General features: G+C 69.7%; 19 protein-coding genes. 8 read left to right on the top strand and 11 right to left on the bottom strand.

Annotated elements, in window-relative coordinates; genetic code table 11:
- Positions 1-14 precede the first annotated feature (14 nt).
- Entirely contained in the window at positions 15-2,594 is a 2,580-nt protein-coding gene (mprF, locus tag ACIGII_RS11525) for a bifunctional lysylphosphatidylglycerol flippase/synthetase MprF (RefSeq protein WP_399638242.1), read from the top strand.
- Between the two features lie 91 nt (positions 2,595-2,685).
- On the opposite strand, the gene ACIGII_RS11520 is transcribed toward mprF, so the two are convergent.
- From ACIGII_RS11520 to ACIGII_RS11500, 5 genes are all read right to left on the bottom strand, one after another.
- Entirely contained in the window at positions 2,686-4,125 is a 1,440-nt protein-coding gene (locus ACIGII_RS11520) for a hypothetical protein (RefSeq protein WP_399638240.1), read from the bottom strand.
- Between the two features lie 70 nt (positions 4,126-4,195).
- Complete coding sequence (locus ACIGII_RS11515) at positions 4,196-5,548, bottom strand: virulence factor family protein (protein ID WP_399638238.1); 1,353 nt, start codon at positions 5,546-5,548, stop codon at positions 4,196-4,198.
- Positions 5,549-5,626: 78 nt separating this feature from the next.
- Positions 5,627-6,295 (bottom strand): DUF998 domain-containing protein, encoded by a 669-nt coding sequence (locus ACIGII_RS11510; RefSeq protein ID WP_399638236.1) that lies wholly within the window; start codon positions 6,293-6,295, stop codon positions 5,627-5,629.
- Entirely contained in the window at positions 6,296-6,487 is a 192-nt protein-coding gene (locus ACIGII_RS11505; protein WP_399638234.1) for an oxidoreductase-like domain-containing protein, read from the bottom strand. It abuts the gene before it with no gap.
- 44 nt (positions 6,488-6,531) lie between these two features.
- Complete coding sequence (locus ACIGII_RS11500) at positions 6,532-7,134, bottom strand: hypothetical protein (protein ID WP_399638233.1); 603 nt, start codon at positions 7,132-7,134, stop codon at positions 6,532-6,534.
- A 181-nt stretch (positions 7,135-7,315) separates the two neighbouring features.
- On the opposite strand from ACIGII_RS11500, the gene ACIGII_RS11495 reads away from it, so the two are divergent.
- Positions 7,316-8,452 carry a tetratricopeptide repeat protein gene (locus tag ACIGII_RS11495; protein ID WP_399638232.1) on the top strand — a complete coding sequence of 379 codons (1,137 nt, stop codon included), beginning with the start codon at positions 7,316-7,318 and terminating at the stop codon, positions 8,450-8,452.
- A gap of 55 nt (positions 8,453-8,507) precedes the next feature.
- Here the strand turns inward: ACIGII_RS11495 and ACIGII_RS11490 are convergent, their stop codons facing one another.
- Positions 8,508-8,843 (bottom strand): zinc ribbon domain-containing protein YjdM, encoded by a 336-nt coding sequence (locus ACIGII_RS11490; protein WP_399638230.1) that lies wholly within the window; start codon positions 8,841-8,843, stop codon positions 8,508-8,510.
- Positions 8,844-8,961: 118 nt separating this feature from the next.
- On the opposite strand from ACIGII_RS11490, the gene ACIGII_RS11485 reads away from it, so the two are divergent.
- The 3 genes from ACIGII_RS11485 to ACIGII_RS11475 all read left to right on the top strand — a co-directional run bounded on the left by ACIGII_RS11485 (position 8,962) and on the right by ACIGII_RS11475 (position 11,095).
- Entirely contained in the window at positions 8,962-10,317 is a 1,356-nt protein-coding gene (locus ACIGII_RS11485) for an Hsp70 family protein (RefSeq protein ID WP_399638229.1), read from the top strand.
- A gap of 338 nt (positions 10,318-10,655) precedes the next feature.
- On the top strand, positions 10,656-10,895 hold the full coding sequence (locus ACIGII_RS11480; protein ID WP_399638228.1) for a YkgJ family cysteine cluster protein: 240 nt from the start codon (positions 10,656-10,658) through the stop codon (positions 10,893-10,895).
- Positions 10,896-10,915: 20 nt separating this feature from the next.
- Entirely contained in the window at positions 10,916-11,095 is a 180-nt protein-coding gene (locus ACIGII_RS11475) for a hypothetical protein (RefSeq protein ID WP_399638227.1), read from the top strand.
- 46 nt (positions 11,096-11,141) lie between these two features.
- Here the strand turns inward: ACIGII_RS11475 and ACIGII_RS11470 are convergent, their stop codons facing one another.
- Genes ACIGII_RS11470 through ACIGII_RS11460 form a run of 3 tightly spaced genes read right to left on the bottom strand, consistent with a single transcriptional unit; the run spans position 11,142 to position 13,131 of the window.
- The gene (locus tag ACIGII_RS11470; RefSeq protein ID WP_399638225.1) at positions 11,142-12,026 is read right to left on the bottom strand and encodes a DUF4097 family beta strand repeat-containing protein; all 885 of its coding nucleotides are present in this window, start codon (positions 12,024-12,026) and stop codon (positions 11,142-11,144) included.
- A gap of 11 nt (positions 12,027-12,037) precedes the next feature.
- Positions 12,038-12,550, bottom strand: coding sequence for a hypothetical protein (locus ACIGII_RS11465; RefSeq protein ID WP_399638224.1), 513 nt, complete (start codon positions 12,548-12,550; stop codon positions 12,038-12,040).
- Positions 12,547-13,131: an RNA polymerase sigma factor gene (locus ACIGII_RS11460; RefSeq protein WP_399638222.1), complete on the bottom strand. Its 585-nt coding sequence runs from the start codon at positions 13,129-13,131 to the stop codon at positions 12,547-12,549. Before ACIGII_RS11460 ends, ACIGII_RS11465 begins: the two co-directional genes overlap by 4 nt.
- A 108-nt stretch (positions 13,132-13,239) precedes the next feature.
- Here ACIGII_RS11460 and ACIGII_RS11455 point away from each other — a divergent pair, with 108 nt between their 5' ends.
- Together ACIGII_RS11455 and ACIGII_RS11450 are read left to right on the top strand one after the other, a co-directional pair.
- Positions 13,240-13,455 carry a hypothetical protein gene (locus ACIGII_RS11455; RefSeq protein WP_399638221.1) on the top strand — a complete coding sequence of 72 codons (216 nt, stop codon included), beginning with the start codon at positions 13,240-13,242 and terminating at the stop codon, positions 13,453-13,455.
- 33 nt (positions 13,456-13,488) lie between these two features.
- On the top strand, positions 13,489-14,070 hold the full coding sequence (locus ACIGII_RS11450) for a mechanosensitive ion channel domain-containing protein (protein WP_399638219.1): 582 nt from the start codon (positions 13,489-13,491) through the stop codon (positions 14,068-14,070).
- A gap of 60 nt (positions 14,071-14,130) precedes the next feature.
- On the opposite strand, the gene ACIGII_RS11445 is transcribed toward ACIGII_RS11450, so the two are convergent.
- Together ACIGII_RS11445 and ACIGII_RS11440 are read right to left on the bottom strand one after the other, a co-directional pair.
- Positions 14,131-14,397, bottom strand: coding sequence for a DksA/TraR family C4-type zinc finger protein (locus tag ACIGII_RS11445; protein ID WP_399638217.1), 267 nt, complete (start codon positions 14,395-14,397; stop codon positions 14,131-14,133).
- Positions 14,398-14,529: 132 nt separating this feature from the next.
- Positions 14,530-15,090, bottom strand: coding sequence for a DUF2058 domain-containing protein (locus tag ACIGII_RS11440; RefSeq protein WP_399638215.1), 561 nt, complete (start codon positions 15,088-15,090; stop codon positions 14,530-14,532).
- 72 nt (positions 15,091-15,162) lie between these two features.
- On the opposite strand from ACIGII_RS11440, the gene ACIGII_RS11435 reads away from it, so the two are divergent.
- Positions 15,163-15,660 carry a YgjP-like metallopeptidase domain-containing protein gene (locus ACIGII_RS11435; RefSeq protein ID WP_399638213.1) on the top strand — a complete coding sequence of 166 codons (498 nt, stop codon included), beginning with the start codon at positions 15,163-15,165 and terminating at the stop codon, positions 15,658-15,660.
- Positions 15,661-15,662 lie beyond the last annotated feature (2 nt).

The following is a 15,662-nucleotide window of genomic DNA, read 5'->3' as shown; positions in this document are numbered from 1 at the left end:
AGCCCGCTGTCCCGATGACCGAACCCGTCACTCCCCCCTCGTCCCGCATCGGCTGGCGCCGCGCGGCGACCGTGATCTTCAGCCTGGGGATCCTGGCGCTGGCCCTGCATGGCCTGGCCAACGAATTCGACGATCACGGGTATGGCGCCATCCGCGACGCCTTCCGCCATCTGGGCGCAGGCCAGATCGCACTCACGGTGGTCCTCGGGCTGGCCAGCTACGCCTGCCTGATCGGTTTCGATGCCATCGGCCTGCGCCGCAGCGGCAAGCACCTGCACCCGGCACGGGTGGGCATCACCGCGTTCCTGGCGCACACCCTGGGCCAGACCCTGGGATTTGCCGCACTGACCGGCGGCGCGGTGCGCCTGCGCGGCTACGGCAGCGCCGGCCTGGGCCTGGCCGACATCGGCCAGGTGGTGCTGATGAGCACCCTGGGCTTCGTGTTCGGCGCGTGGCTGCTGCTGTCGCTGGCGTTCCTGCTGGAACCCGGCGCGGCGGCGCTGGCGCTGCCGGTGTCGGTGCAGGCGGTGCGTGTGCTCGGCGCACTGGGGTTGCTGGCCTATGCCGGCACGGTGCTGCTGGTCGGACGCGAGGGACGCACCTTCCGGGTACGCGGCCACGCGCTGTGGCTGCCTGACCGCCGCACCATGCTGGGGGTGACCGCGCTCAGCGTGGTGGAGCTGGTCCTGGCCAGCGCAGCGTTCTACGTGTTGTTGCCGATGGACACGCCGACCGGCCTGCCCGGTTTCGTCGGGCTGTACCTGGTCGCGGTGCTGGCCGGGTTGGTGTCCAGCGTGCCGGCCGGGTTGGGCGTATTCGAATGGAGCCTGCTCAAACTGCTGCCGCAGGTGGCGCCGGCCGCGGTGCTGGCCGCCGCGCTGGTGTACCGGGTCACCTACTACGTGCTGCCGCTGTTGCTGGCCACGCTGCTGGCGGTGGCCCCGGCGCTGCGTCGCCCGCTGCGGGTGGGGGCCGGTGCCACCCGTGCCGGCTGGAGCGCGTTGCGCCCGTGGCTGCCGCAGATCATCGCGCTGGCGGTGTTCAGCGTGGGCGCCGCGCTGGTCATCGACGGCACGTTGCCGACCCCGCGCCGGCACCTGCTGCATGCCTCCCTGCCCATCCTGGAAACCTCGCACCTGCTGGGCAGCCTGGCCGGGGTGGTGCTGCTGCTGATCGGCCAGGGCCTGCAGCGGCGCAGCCACGCCGCGTGGGTGCTGGCGCTGGCGATCTGCGTGATCGCCCCGCTGCCGATCTGGCTGCGGGGTGGCCAGGTGCTGATCGCGGGCGCGTCGGTGCTGGTGGCGATGGCGCTGTGGGCCTCGCGCCGCGAGTTCTACCGGCAGGGCGCGCTGCTGGACGAAGCCTGGTCGTGGCCGTGGATCCGCAACCTGGGACTGGTGCTGGTGGCGGTGATCTGGCTGCTGTTCTTCGTCTACAGCCATGTCGAGTACCAGAATGAACTGTGGTGGCAGTTCGCCGCGCAGGGCAATGCGCCACGCGCGTTGCGTGCCCTGCTGGTGGTGGCCATCGCGTTGGCCATCTTCGGCCTGGCGCGGTTGCTGCACAGTACGCGTACGCCCCTGCCCGCGGCCGACCCGGACACCCTGGACGCGCTGGCGCCGATCCTGCAGCAGGCGCAGGACACCCAGGCCTGCCTGGTGCTCACCGCCGACAAAGCGGTGCTGCGCGACGCCGCCGGGCACGGCTTTGTGATGATGCAGCGCTATGGCGGTTCACTGATCGCGATGGGCGACCCGGTCGGTCCACCGGACGTGGCGCGCGCCCTGATCTGGCGGTTCCGCGAGGAAGCCGACCGGCTGGGCCTGCGGCCGGTGTTCTACCAGGTGGGGGAAGCCTATTGGCAGACCTATCTGGACCTGGGCCTGACCCTGGTGAAACTGGGCGAGGAAGCGATGGTGCCGCTGCAGGATTTCAGCCTGGAGGGTCGCGATCGCGCCGACCTGCGCCAGGCCTGGAACCGCGGCAAGCGCGGCGGACTGAGCTTCCGCGTCGTGCCGCCTGCGGAGGTACCGGCAATGATCCCGGCGCTCGCGGTGGTGTCGCGGCAATGGCTGGACGACAAGGCCGGCGACGAAAAGGGCTTCTCGCTCGGCAGTTTCGACCCGGACTATCTGGCGCGGTTCCCGCTGGCGGTGGTGGAAGCCGAGGGCCGCATCGTGGCCTTCGCCAACCTGTGGCAGGCCCCGGCCGGGAAAGAGCTGTCCGTGGACCTGATGCGACACGTGGACGATGCGCCGAAAGGGACCATGGATTTCCTGTTCATCGAGCTGTTCCTGTGGGGCCGCGACCACGGCTTCCAGCGCTTCTCGCTGGGCATGGCGCCGCTGTCCGGGCTGGCCCAGCACCGGCTGGCCGGGCGCTGGAACCGGTTCGCCAACGTGGTGGCGCGGCACGGCGAGCGCTTCTATGGATTCAGCGGGCTGCGGCGCTTCAAGTCCAAGTTCGCGCCGCACTGGCGGGCGCGTTACCTGGCCGCCCCGGGTGGCATGCACCTGCCGGCGGCGTTGCTGGATGCAACGCGGTTGATATCGGTGGCCCCGCGCAAGGTTGGCAACGACGCGCTATCGGGATGAACGCATCGCCATGCGCCCGTGGCCTGCAGCATTTCACGCAGCGCTGCTGGACATGCCGAACCAAGCGTAATCAGTGGACCCACGGTCCGCTTCAGCCGGTTACGTTTTTCGGCATGAAGGCCTCTGCGAAGCGCGCGATGCTGTCGCTGCCGTGCACGGCGTGCAGGGCCTGATCGGCGAGCGCACGCTCTTCCCATATCCAGGCGAGCTTGGGTGCTTCGCCCAGTTCGCGCCACACCGGGGCCAATGCCTCGGCGGAGGGTGTCTCTCCCGCGAACAGCGCCTTTGCATACTCCAGGCTTGCAGGGCGCCAGGTGAGGTAGGCCACCGCACGCTGTGACAGCGGGATGGCGCCGACCGCCTCGGGCAGGAAATAGCGGGCGCTGGCAGGCCAGTGCGGCGGCGCTGCAGGCGACGCCGTTGGCGGGTCCATCAGTTGCTGCAGCGAGGCCCCACTGACCTGCAGCGCCTGCGGCGCTGCCTTGCCGCCGGCTGGCTGGGAACGCTTGTCCGAACCCAGCGGGAACCGGTAGGTCATCGTGGGCTGCGCACGCGTTGCCATGTGGGCCACCGCATTGCGCAGCTTCACGCAGTCCGCGCCGATGGCCGTTGCACCACCGGCCTTGGTTTCGCCCACCAGTACCGCGTCGTCGCCATGCATCAGCAGGAAGTCGAGCTCAGCCTTGACGTGGCTGCCGTCCGCCGGGCGCAGGGCGGGCGGCACATTGGCGCTGCGGACGATGCGGAAGCCGTCGGCGTCGCCCGCGGCCAGGTTCATTGCATTGCACAGCACGGTCAGCGCGGCGCCTACCCGATCCTCGACCGCACGCCCGCGCGCGGCGCCGCCGGACGACGCCCCCTGCGCGTTGGGCAGCGCCAGCATCGCAATCACGTCCTTGTCCGTCTCCAGACGTTGCTTCTCGATCAGCAGAGCCCGGTGCGGTTCGAAGCGATCGGCGAGCGCGGGTTTCACTGCGCGGGCGGCGGACTGGACACTGTTCCAGTCTCCGTGGCCAGCCCGGGCAGCGTCCACGGCGGCGGACAGTGCCTGCAGCTGCGCCTTCCGTGCAGGGTCGGTCTCGCGCTTGATCACTTCCGGATGCGCGGCATCGCCGAGCCGCTTCGCCTCACGCAGGGCGACACCGCACGCTGGGTTGGCGACCAGCTGCCGGTACGCTTTCACTGCGGTGGAGTCGTGTTCCATGATCGCCCTGTGCAGGTCGACGTCATTGTCCTTGACCCGCTGCTGGAGAATCGCCTTCAACCCGTCGCAGAACAGCTCGGACGTGGATGCCGCCTGGTTGCCGGCACGCCAGAGCGACATTGCATCGGCCATTTTCTGCGCTGCGGTCGCGGCCGGCGCCGGCGCTGCGCGGGCATCACTGGCCAACAGCGAATACAGCTTCGCTACCGTTGCGTCGTTGCGGATCATGGCGATGGCCAGCGCAGGTGCGGGCGCTGCCGACGGCACCGCGGCAGTCGACGCCCGGGAAACCTGCGACGCCGGCCCGGCTGCGGAAACAGAACGCATGCGACACCCCACCAACGATGATCAGTACGCAGGATCGGCCGAACCGGCGCGAGGCGCTTGCAGGATTCCATCAGCGAGGGGGCAGATGCGCCAGCAGGGTGGCCGCCAACCGGTCGTAGTCGCCCTTGAAGTGGTGGTCGCCCGGCAGCGCGATCACCGTCGCCTGCCCCTTGGGCAGTTCCGGACACAGTGCGTCCCCGTCCTGCTCGCCATACAGGCACAGCGTGCGTCCTGCCGGCAGGCGGGCGATCTCGGGGGCGATCGGCAGGCCACCGTCACCACTGCCCAACCAGTTACTGACATGGAATTCGTAATCGGCCTTGCGCCCGACCGACATCAGCCCGATCAGCACGACCGAGTCGCGCACCGTGGGCGCGAGTTGGTTGATGGCCGCCGGCAGCACGTCCGCGCCCTGCGAGAACCCCACCAGCAGCAGGCGCCTGCGCTGCCATTGCGCGCTGTAATGGCGTGCGATGCGTTCCAGGTCACGGGCGAAACCCTCGGGGGTGCGCGCCGTCCAGAAGTAGCGCAACGAATCCACGCCCACCACCGACACGCCCGCGTCGCTGAGCGCGGCGGCCACGTCCTTGTCCAACCCCGCCCAGCCGCCGTCGCCGGAAACGAAGATGGCCAGCGTGTCGCCGGGCACCTTCGAGGGAATTTCCACCACCGGCAGCCCCTTGAGATCGTCCGGCGGCGGCGCCAGGCTCACGCCCCTGCGCGCGCCCATCACCGCCACGGCAGCCTGCAACCCGGGCAGGTCCGAGCCGCTGGCGGTGCGCTGGAATTCACGCCCCATCGCGACCCGGCGCACGAACGCCGCCGCGTTGCCCGCCGCACACCGACGGTCGCCCGCCGCGTTCAACCAGGGGACGTCCAGTTCGGTGGGCTGTAGACGGCCATGGCTGACACCGGCACCGCATACCGCACGTTCGTGGGCCTGGTCCGGGCAGAATCCACTGGTGACCAGGCCCGCGAAGATCCCGCTGTCGGCCTGTGCCGCCACCGCATAGGCCAACTCGGCACCGGCGCCGTCGCCGCCGATCAGCGGCAGGTGATAGCCCGGCACGTGCAGGTAGGCCTGCACCCAACGCGAGAAGTTCTCGACGTCGCCGGCGCCGAACGCACAGCTGCCGCTCCCCTCGCCCGCCAGGCCTTTGCGCAGCCGGTGCACGTCGACCTGCGCCACCAGGGCACCCTGCCCGCGCAGGGCGTCCAGGCGCTGCCGGGTCGCGGTCGGGTCCTGGCCGCCGTCGAACCAGATCACCACGCGTTGCGGGCGGCCGTCGGGGGCGTGGATGGGGATGTCCTGGAAGCGTCCGTGGCTTACCTGTTGCGTGGCCGCCGACGCGCACGCCGCGCCGAGCATCGATGCCACCCCCAATACCACGCCAAGGCCCCTGCACACACTGGTTCGCCGCATTGTCACGCACCCGGGAAAAGTCACTCAACGATACGCCCGTCCACCGCCAAGGGCATGTACACAGGCTGGCCGCAGCGCTCAGGGGTCGGTGCCAGCCGCCGCAGCGCGTCGCGCCTGGCGCCATGACTGCAGCGCCGCACCCGCCAGCCACAGCACCACGGCGGCAATCACCAGCTTCTGCCCGGCACCGCGAGGCGGGCCCCGCCACAGCACGTGCAACCAGAGCAGCGCGAAACACAGCCACGCCCACCCCCAGGCAATGCCGGCCCAGCGCGCCCAGTGCGGGTCGGCGCGCAGGTACCAGCTCTGCAGCAGCATGGCCACGCTCACGCACAGGAAGGCGGTGTTGGCCGCCACCGCGTGGACCAGCGGCGCCAGCAGGGGCGCGCGCTCCGGTAGCCAGCTGTCGCCGATCGCCACGCCCATCAGGCCCACCGCGGCCATGCAGAACAGCAGCGGCGCCACCACGCTGCGCCGCGGCGACCCACTGCCGGCGTGCAGCGACCAGGCCAGCAGCATGATCGCCAGCGCCAGCACGCAGTACGCCGTGCGCAACGCCAGGCCCCACGGGCCGTGCAGGTACAGGCTCAAGGTGGCCTGCACCCAATCCAGGTCGCTGCGCACCCATTGCGTCCATAGCGCGGTCAGCACGAAGCCGGTCAACGCCAGCAGCGCCAGCTGCGCTACATGGGCATGGACGGTCGCGCCGGTGCGCGGTTCAGCGGTTGCCAACGGGGCCAGCGGCATTCACGGCTCCGCATCGGGGTGGCGCAGTCGCCAGGCGGCCAACGCGGTCCGGTATCGCTGCAGCTCGTCGCTGTACAGGTCCAGCACGCACAACGGACAGCCGCTGCCACAGCATTCGTTGGGACCCGGCGCGTCCGGCGGCTGCGGGCGTGGATCGGGGTCGGTGACGAGGGTGGGCAGGGGCACGGGCATGGGCGTGGCGGCAGTAATAGCCCGACCAGTGTAATCGACCCGGCTCAGCGCCCCAGGCGACGGCGCAGGTTGTCGCGCGCGGCCGCGTCGAGTCGCTGGTGGAAGAAGTCGCTGAGGAAGATGCGCGGGCTGCGCAGCAGGTGACCGAGAAAACGCCGCCGGTTGAGCCGGAACAGCAGGCTTGGCACATGCCCGGCGTATTCCTCGGCGATGCCGCGGTCGTAGGCATCGAATACCGTCGCCGGCGCCCCCAGAATGGCCATGTCGCAGTCCAGGAACAGGGCCGCTTCGGGGTCGACATCGCCCACGCCCAGCGTCCCGTGGCGCGCGGTCAGCAGGATCAGCTGCTCCACCCGCTGCGCGTCGACCCCGGCCCCGGGCAGCCAGCGTTCGATCTGCGCCAGCGCCAGTGCGGCCGAGCGCGCCTCGTTGTCCTTGCGCCCGGCGTCATAGATCGCATCGTGGTAGAGCGCGGCCAGCTGCACCTCGCCGGGGTGCCGCCAGCCGGGCCCGTCGGCGACGTCCTGGCAATGCGCCAGCACCGCCCGCGCGTGTGCATACCCGTGATACGCCCGCGGCGGGACCGCGTAGGCGGCTTCCAGATCGGCCTGCATGGCCGCCGGCAGGGAGAGCGGTGCGAAGGTCATGGCCGCATCATTGGCCGCCGCCGGGGCCCGTGGCAAGCGCGATCATCGTTGCGGCGGGTCGGCAGGCACTGCCCGGGCCTGGGCGACCGTGGGCACACGGGCCCGACAAGCGGCGTACCGGCGGCGGCCAGCGGGCCTAGACTGGGCGCACGAACATCCCGTCGGCTGCGAGGTGAGGGCGATGAAACGCTGGCAATCGCTGGTCCTGCTGGTCCTGCTGGCGTGCCCGGCAGTGCCTGCATCTGCCGGGCCGCCGCCCCCCCTGCTGGCGCCGGTCAACGCCCTCCAGCCGGTGCCCTCGCCGGAAGACATCCTGCGGATTCCACCCGACCTGGCCGCGTTGCTGCAGCAGCGGGTGATCGCGCCGGTCAATTCGCGCGAACAGCGGCTGGAACGGCTGGTGCACCTGATCTTCGACGCCGATGGCATGCACCTGGAATACGATCCTTACGCCACCAACACCCTGGCCGAGACCTGGCAGACCCAGCGCGCCAACTGCCTGTCCTTCACGCTGATGTTCGTCACCCTCGCGCGCGCGGCCGGTATCGACGCGCGCGTCCAGGAAGTGGCGCAGGTGGTGACCTGGCACCAGGACGAAGGGGTGATCTACAACGTCGGCCACGTCAACGTGGGGCTCACGCTGAACGGGCGGACCGCCGTGGTCGACCTGGACCGCAACGTGCTGTACGACCGCTATGGCCCGCGGCCGATCAGCGAAGCGCGCGCCCTGGCGCATTTCTACAACAACCGCGGCGCGGCGCAGATGGCCGACGGCAACACGGCGCAGGCACGGGCCTACCTGGACGCGGCGCTGGCCATTGCCCCGGCCTTCGCCGCCGGGTGGAACAACCTTGGCGTGCTCGACACCCGCATGGGCGACCTGGGCCAGGCACGGCAGGATTATGAAACGGCGCTGCAGCTGCAACCGCGGCATGTGGCGGCGTTGACCAATGCCAGTGCCCTGTATCAGCGCCTGGGTGACGGGCGTCGCGCCGAGCGGCTGGCACGGCGCCTGGAGCAGGTGCAGAAGGCAGACCCGTTCGCGCAGTTCCGCATGGGCAACGAGGCCGAACAGCGTCACGACTACGCCCAGGCCATCGATTACTACACGCGGGCGATCCGTCTGTATGGCACCGCGCACCAGTTCCATTTCGGGCTGGCCCGCGCGTATTTCCTGGCCGGCGATACGCGCCGCGCGTCGTTGGAGATGGCGCGCGCGCGCGATCTGTCCGGCGATGATGCCGATGTCCTGCGCTCCACCTACCAGGCCAAGCTGGACAGCCTGCAACGCCTGCGGCAGCGGACGGCCGCCAATTGAAGGGCGGCGTGCGGGACGGCACCGGCCGCTGGCCGGCAGCTGCACGCGCAGGCGTTTACGCCTTCTTTAGGAAACAGGTCTTGAGGACCAGCCCCTTGATCTTTTCCGAATTGCCTTCGATGTGCTCGGCGTCGTCTTCGACCAGGCGGATGTTGCGGATCACGGTGCCCTGCTTCAGCGGAATCGAGGAGCCCTTGACCTTGAGGTCCTTGATCACGGTGACCGTGTCGCCGGCCACCAGCACGTTGCCGTTGCTGTCGCGCACCACCGGCGCCTGGCTGCCTGCGTCCCCCGCCGCCCACTCGTGGCCGCAGTCGGCGCAGATGAACAGCGCGCCATCGGCGTAGGTGTTTTCAAGGGTGCACTGCGGGCAGGCGGGTACGGCGGACATGGTGAAGCCTTCAGGAATCGAACAGCGGCCATTGTAACCGCCCGGCCCGGACGGGCCTTGCACCGGCGGTCCGCTTGGCGCACAGTGCGCGCCCCCTGACCCGTTCGGCCCGGCCCGCATGAAAATCGGCATCGACTTTGGTACCAGCAATTCCGCCGCCGCCGCCGTGGTGGAGGGCCAGGTGGTGCCGATCCGCTTCGGCCAGGCCGAACAGTTCCGCACCACGGTGTACTTCCCCGAGGTGATGCGCGACCCCAACGACTTCGAACTGACCCCGGCGCTGGAGCACGAGCTGGCGCGGCTGATGGACGCCGCGGCACGCGACGCGCGCGCGGCCGGCCAGGAACGCGCGCCCGACGCGCTGCGCCGCGAAGCGCTCCGGGTGGTGCGCCGACAGTGGATGGAGGAGCAGATGCGCGCACCGCTGAGTTCGACCCGGCTGCTGCAGAACGCGCTGTACGGCGACGACGCGCTGGAAGCCTACTTCGAGGAAAACGAAGGCAACCTGGTGCAGAGCCCGAAGTCGATGCTGGGCTACAACCTGCACCCGCGCGCGCGCCAGACCATTACCGGCATCGCCACGCACATCCTCGAACACATCCGCTTGACCGCCTCGCGGCAGCTGGACACGCCGGTGCGTAACGCCACGCTCGGCCGCCCGGTGCAGTTCCGCAGCTCGATCGGCGCAGCCGGCAACGACCAGGCGCTCGACATCCTGCACACCGCAGCGATCGCGGCAGGTTTTGACAGTGTGGATTTCCTTGAAGAGCCCGCGGCGGCGGCCATGCACTACCACGCCGGAAGCACGCAGGAACACGACGCGGTGGTGGTGGATATCGGCGGTGGTACCACCGATGTGGCGCATGCGCGGGTCGGCGGCGCCCAGGCGCCGCTGATCCACCGCGCCTGGGGTATCGCGCGCGGCGGCACCGACATCGACCTGGCGCTGAGCCTGGGCGCGTACATGCCGCTGTTCGGCCGCGGCAGCAGCCGGGTGCCGGCCCATCACTACGTGGAAGCGGCGATGGTGCAGGACATGACCCGCCAGCGCGACTTCCGCCAGCATGCCTACCGCGAGGTGGACGCCCCATGGGGCACGCGGCTGCAGGCCCTGCAGGACACCGGCAATACCGCGCGCCTGTACCGCGAGGTGGAACGTTGCAAGATCGCGCTGAGCACGGCGCAGGCGCACGCCAGCGCGCTGGATTTCATCGAACCTGGCCTGGGCGTGGACGTGGACCGTTCGCGGCTGGAGACCGCCGCTGGCAACTACCTGGTCGAGCTCACCGCCCTGCTTGAACAGGTTCGCGCCGACATCGGCCACGACCCTGCCGCGGTCTTCCTGACCGGCGGCATGTCGCGCGCCGGCTACCTGCAGGCGGCGGTCGGCGCCGCCTTCCCCGGCTCGACGCTGGTGCGCGGCAATCCCTCGTTCGGGGTGGTGCACGGCCTGGCCTGGGCGGCCGCCCGCTGATCGCGCCGCGGCGCAGAGCCCTTGCACCGCAAGGGTTTCGGGGCGTGGAACCGGCGCATTAACAAAACGTTACGCCGGAAGCGCTATCATCTTTCGGCTTCGATGCGCAATGCGCATGTCGTACCCAGCCTCGAAGAGGCCACCGTCCCTTACCGATACCGCCGCCGTCCGGACCTGTCCGCGGCGTTGGCATCGCTCACCGCTGAGATCCGGCTCGCTCCCAGCACGCTGTACTCCTGAGCCGCCACGAGAGATTTCGATTGGGCGCATCCGCCACGCCTGACCCCATCGACTGCCGCCGCTGCGACGCTGTGTGCTGCCGGTTGTCGGTGACCGTCATGCCCGACGATGCGGTGCCCGGCTACCTGCTGGATACCGATGAAGCCGGCCGCACCGTCATGGCGCGTAACGACGAGGGCTGGTGTGCCGCGATCGACCCCTATCACCTGCGCTGCACGATCTATTCGCAGCGTCCCACAATCTGCCGCCAGTTTTCGATGGGCGGCGATGACTGCCGCTCGGTGCGGCAGGACTACCGTCGGCAGCAGCATGACGCGTCGACGATTTTTTCCACGTAACACCCATGACAGGAGCATCCATGGCCCGTTCGCCAAAGACCTCCCCCAAGGCAGGCAACACCGTTCGCGTTGACCGCAAGCAGGGTTCCACCACTGCGCTGAGCAGCGCCAGCATCGCTGCCGACCTGGCTGCGTTCCGCAAAAGCGGTGGCAAGATCGAAGTACTGGGCAATACGCTGGCGCTGAAAAAGGCCGGCTGATGCCGCAGCCGTCCGCACCGGCCCCGGGCCGGTGCGGGGGCCGCACTCAGCGGCCGTCCAGCGTGACCCGCACATTGCCCGAGTGGGCATTGATCGAAATATCGCCGTCGCCCCCGCCCAGCCGGGTATCCAGGCTGCGGCCCGGGCCGTAACGCGGCCGTTCCACCTGGCCGGCATCGGACTGGATGTCGCCACTGAAGGTCTTTACCGCCAGCTGCGCCGACACCTTCGCAGGCAGGCGCAGCGCGATGGAGCCACTGACCGTCTGCAGACTGACCTTGCCGCCGGGCGCCAGGCCGGCTGCGGCCACCGTCAGGCTGCCCGACACCGCCTCGGCGTCCAGTCGGCGTACCTGCGCCGCCTCCAGGCGGATGCTGCCTGACACCGTCTCCGCCGACACCTCGCCCGCCGCGCCCCCGCCGGCCTGGATCGAGCCACTTACGGCCCGCAACGACAGGCGCGGGGTCTGCACCTGCGAACGGATGCTGCCGCTGACCGTGGCCAGCGACGCGTCGGTGCTGCGCCCGGTGGCCGCGATGTCGCCGCTGACCGCGTTGGCCTGCAGGCGGCGCAGGTCCACCTCGGCCACGTCGATATCCGCACTGACCGTGCCCAGCTGCACGTCGACCGAACGCGGTACCCGCAGCTCAAGGGTGGCGCCGCCGTTGTTGCCGTTGCGCGGGTAGATCACCTCCCAGCGCACGCGGTTGGCGCTCTTGACCTGCTGCAGGCGCAGGCCGTCGGCCATGCTGCCGCTCAACGCCACTTCATTGCGGTCCCAGCCACGCACGCTGACCTTGCCGGCGATGTTGCTGAGTTCCACCCGTCCCCCCGCCGCGAGCGGATGGCGTTCGTCGACGCGGGTGGCGGCCTGCGCCGCCAACGGCAGCAGCAGGGCAAGGGCAAGAACGAAACGCTTGGGCATGGTCATGGAAGTCTCCGTCAGGACGCGAGGCCAGCGGCGCTTACGGCCTGCTGGGTCAATTCAAGCCGCAGCGCATAGGTGCGCTGCAGCTGGGAAAGCAGGAAACCGGAGCGTGGGCTCTCGGCGATCGCGGCGCGGATCGAGCGTGCACTGGCATCCAGCTCGTGCAGCGCTGGTTGCCATTCGCTTCCGATCCGCGTGGCAGGCAGGGAGGCCATCGCCTGCTGGTACTCGGCGGCGATGACATCGGCCTGGCGCTGCAGCGGCGACGGACGTGGCGTCGGCGGCGTGGCGGTCGGTACCACCATCAGCACCGCCACTGCGGCCGCCAGGCCCAGTCCGACCCGCAGCGGCCAGCGGCGCGCGGTGCGCCGCGGCGCAGGCGCGACCGGGGCGGGGGCCGCTGCGCGCGGCGGCAACTGCGTGGCGATCCGCTGCCAGGCCTGCGCAGGCGGCAGCCGCTCGGCTGGCAGCGCGCGCAGGCGTGCCTGCAGGTCGGCATGGAATGCGGGGGTGTCGTGCTCGTTCATGCGGGTTCTCCCAGGCGCGCGCGCAGCAGGCCACGCGCGCGGTGCAGCTGTGCCTTGGAACTGCCGACGGCCATCTGCAGCTGGTCGGCGATTTCGTGGTGTTTCCAGCCTTCGATGTCGTGCAGGACCAGGACGGCGCGGGCGCGGGGCGGCAGGGTTTCCAGCGCGCGCTCAAGGTCCAGGGCGGTGCCGGCGCAGCGGTCCAGCGCGGGCACCGATGCGAGCAGGTCCCCGCCCTCATCGCCGCTGGCGGCGGCGTCACGGGCGGCATTGGCGCGCAGCTCCATCAACGCTGCATTGACCCCGAGTCGATGCAGCCAGGTCCCCAGGCTGCTGTCGAAGCGGTACCCCGGCAGCGCGCGCCACGCCTGCAGGAAGGCTTCCTGCAGCGCGTCTTCGGCGCGTGCGGCCTGGCCGCCGCACAAGCGCCACAGCACGGCATACAGCCGTGGCGCATGCCGATGGTAGATGCGCTCATAGGCGGCCGTGTCACCGGCGACGGCAGCCCGCACCAGCGCGGCGTCGTCGGCAGGGTCGGCGTCATGGGCGGCACGGTGGGCGGGCATGGTCGTATCGAGCATAGCCGTTGGATGCAGCGACGATCGAAAAGGTTTAAACCCGAGCGGTTAAACCTTTTCGCTTCCGGCCGCATCCAAACTTGCGTCACCCGCGCGGGTCAGGAGCGTTCCATGCCACACCGTTGCCTTGCCCTGCTGTTGTCACTGGCCAGCGCCTGCACGCTGCCGGGCAGTCCGGTGACCGTGCGTGTCTCGCTGCCCCCACAGCCGGACCTGTGCGTGCGCTACCGGCAGGAGGCGCCGGTGTGCGTTGCGGCGATCATCGCGTGGGTCCAGCCGGGAGGAGCCCGGCGCGACCTCGCAGTCCGTCGCAACGGGCCGGGGTAAACTGCGGACCCCACGTCACGTCCTTCGCTGTCCATGAAAGAACACCTGCCTGCCTGGACCCACGAGTGGCTGCACTACGGGGTGCCTGCCCTGCAGATCGTAGTGACCCTGCTGGTGGCATGGCTGCTGCGCCTGGTGGCGCGGCGCCTGCTGCGCCGGGTGGGCGACCATTACACCCTGCCGCCGGAGATGGTCATGGGCGCGCGCCGGGTGTTCACCTTCGTGGTGTATTTCGCGGTGTTGATGGTCGTGCTGCAGATCATCGGCGTGCAGGCCAGCGTGCTGTGGACGGCCTTCACCGGCTTCGCCGCCGTGGGTGCGGTGGCCTTCTTCGCCGCGTGGAGCGTGCTGTCCAACATCTTCTGCACGCTGCTGATTTTCACCACCCGCCCGTTCCGCCTGCACGACTACATCGAGGTGCTGGAAAACGGCGAAAAGCCCGGGCTGAAGGGTCGGGTGATCGACGTCAACCTGATCTACACCACCCTGCAGGAAAACAGCGGCGGGCACGAGGGCACGGTGCTGCAGATTCCGAACAACATGTTCTTCCAGCGTACGGTGCGGCGGTGGCGCGACCCGTCGCAGGCGCCGGGTGGAATCCAGGGGGACGGTTGATCGCGCGTGCGGACCCACGGTCGGCACCTGCCGGATACGCAATCGGATACGCAATGACCGTCAGCGCAGCTGGCTGTCCTTGCTGCCGCGCCGGTTGACCCCGCCCGCGTCGTGGTGGGAGGCGTCTTCGGCTTCCTGGCAGCGCACGCACAGGCGCACGCCGGGGACGGCCCGTCGGCGCGCTTCCGGGATGGGCGCTTCGCATTCCTCGCAATGGGTAAGCCCGGGGCCGTGCCGCAGCCGCGCACGGGCACGCTGGATGGCGTCGTCGACGGTGGCGTCGATCTGGTCCTGGACCGCGCCGTCTCCTGCCCAACCTGTCGCCATGGCCTCTCTCCCGATAACCGCCTGCGATCACTTTAGTCCCGGGTGATGCAGGTGGTGCGAAGGCTGGCTGAATGCCGGGGGCGGGACTGAATGCTTCAGGCGCATCGCGCCGCAGCCATGCGGGCGCGCGCGTTACCAGATCAGGTCGTCAGGCACCTGGAACTGCGCGTAATACGCATCGTCGTCGGCATTGCCGGTGCTGGGCTCGGTCGAGGCCCCGCGGTCCTTGCCGTTGTCCACGACGATCGCCGATGCATCGCGTTCGCGGATCTTGTCGGCGGCAGGGCGCGGTACCAGCTCGACGCCCTCGCCCAGGCGCACGATCACCAGGCTGCCCGCCGCCAGCTGGCGTCGCAGTGCTTCGTTGACCAGCAGCGTGCGGATCCGGGTGCCGTCGTTGAAGCGGTACTCGCTTTCGCCTTCGCGCTTGACCCGGTTGCTTTCAATGATCTGCCGCACCTGCGCCTGCAGTTCCTGCTGGCGGTTCTTTTCCTTGCGCTCGGCTTCGATGGCGCGGTCGCGCTCGGCCTTTTCCACGCGCAGGCGCTCGGCGTCGCGCTGGCTGTCGGTGGGCGCCTGCGGGGCTTTGCCGTGGCGGGCCTTCACCTGTTCGCGCGCGGCCTGGGACACCTGGGACTTCTTGACCAGCCCGGCCTTGAGCAGCTGTTCCTGCAGGGGATTTGCCTTCGCCATTGCCTGTGCATTTGTTGTTGCGGGATTCCTGGCGCCATCATACTGCCCTGGCCACCGCTCCCCAACCGCCGCATGACCGCCCTGAAGTACCTCGCCGGCTACCCTGACGCCCTGCAGCAGCAGGTGCGCGAGCTGATCGCGGCCGACCGCCTGGGACCGTGGCTGGAGCAGCGCTACGCCGAGCTGCACACGGTCCGCAACGACCGCCAGCTGTATGACTACACCCAGGCGCTGAAGGAACGCTACCTGCGGCAGTCGGTGCCGCTGTCCAAGGTGATCTACGACAGCCGCCTGCAGGTGCTCAAGCATGCCCTGGGCACCCACACCACCGTATCGCGGGTACAGGGCAGCCGGCTCAAGGCCAGTCGCGAAATCCGCATCGCCAGCGTGTTCCGCGAGGCCCCGGCGCCGTTCCTGAAGATGATCGTGGTGCACGAACTGGCGCACCTGAAGGAATCGGACCACACCAAGGCGTTCTACCAGCTGTGCACGCACATGGAAGCGGATTACCACCAGCTGGAATTCGACCTGCGCCTGTACCTGACCCACCTGGAACGCGGCAACGGCTGACG

The sequence above is a fragment of the Stenotrophomonas sp. NPDC077420 genome, assembly GCF_044543385.1.
Lineage (GTDB): Bacteria > Pseudomonadota > Gammaproteobacteria > Xanthomonadales > Xanthomonadaceae > Stenotrophomonas.
The sequence above is the reverse complement of the archived record's forward strand: the minus strand, read 5'-3'. Positions and strand labels throughout refer to the sequence as shown.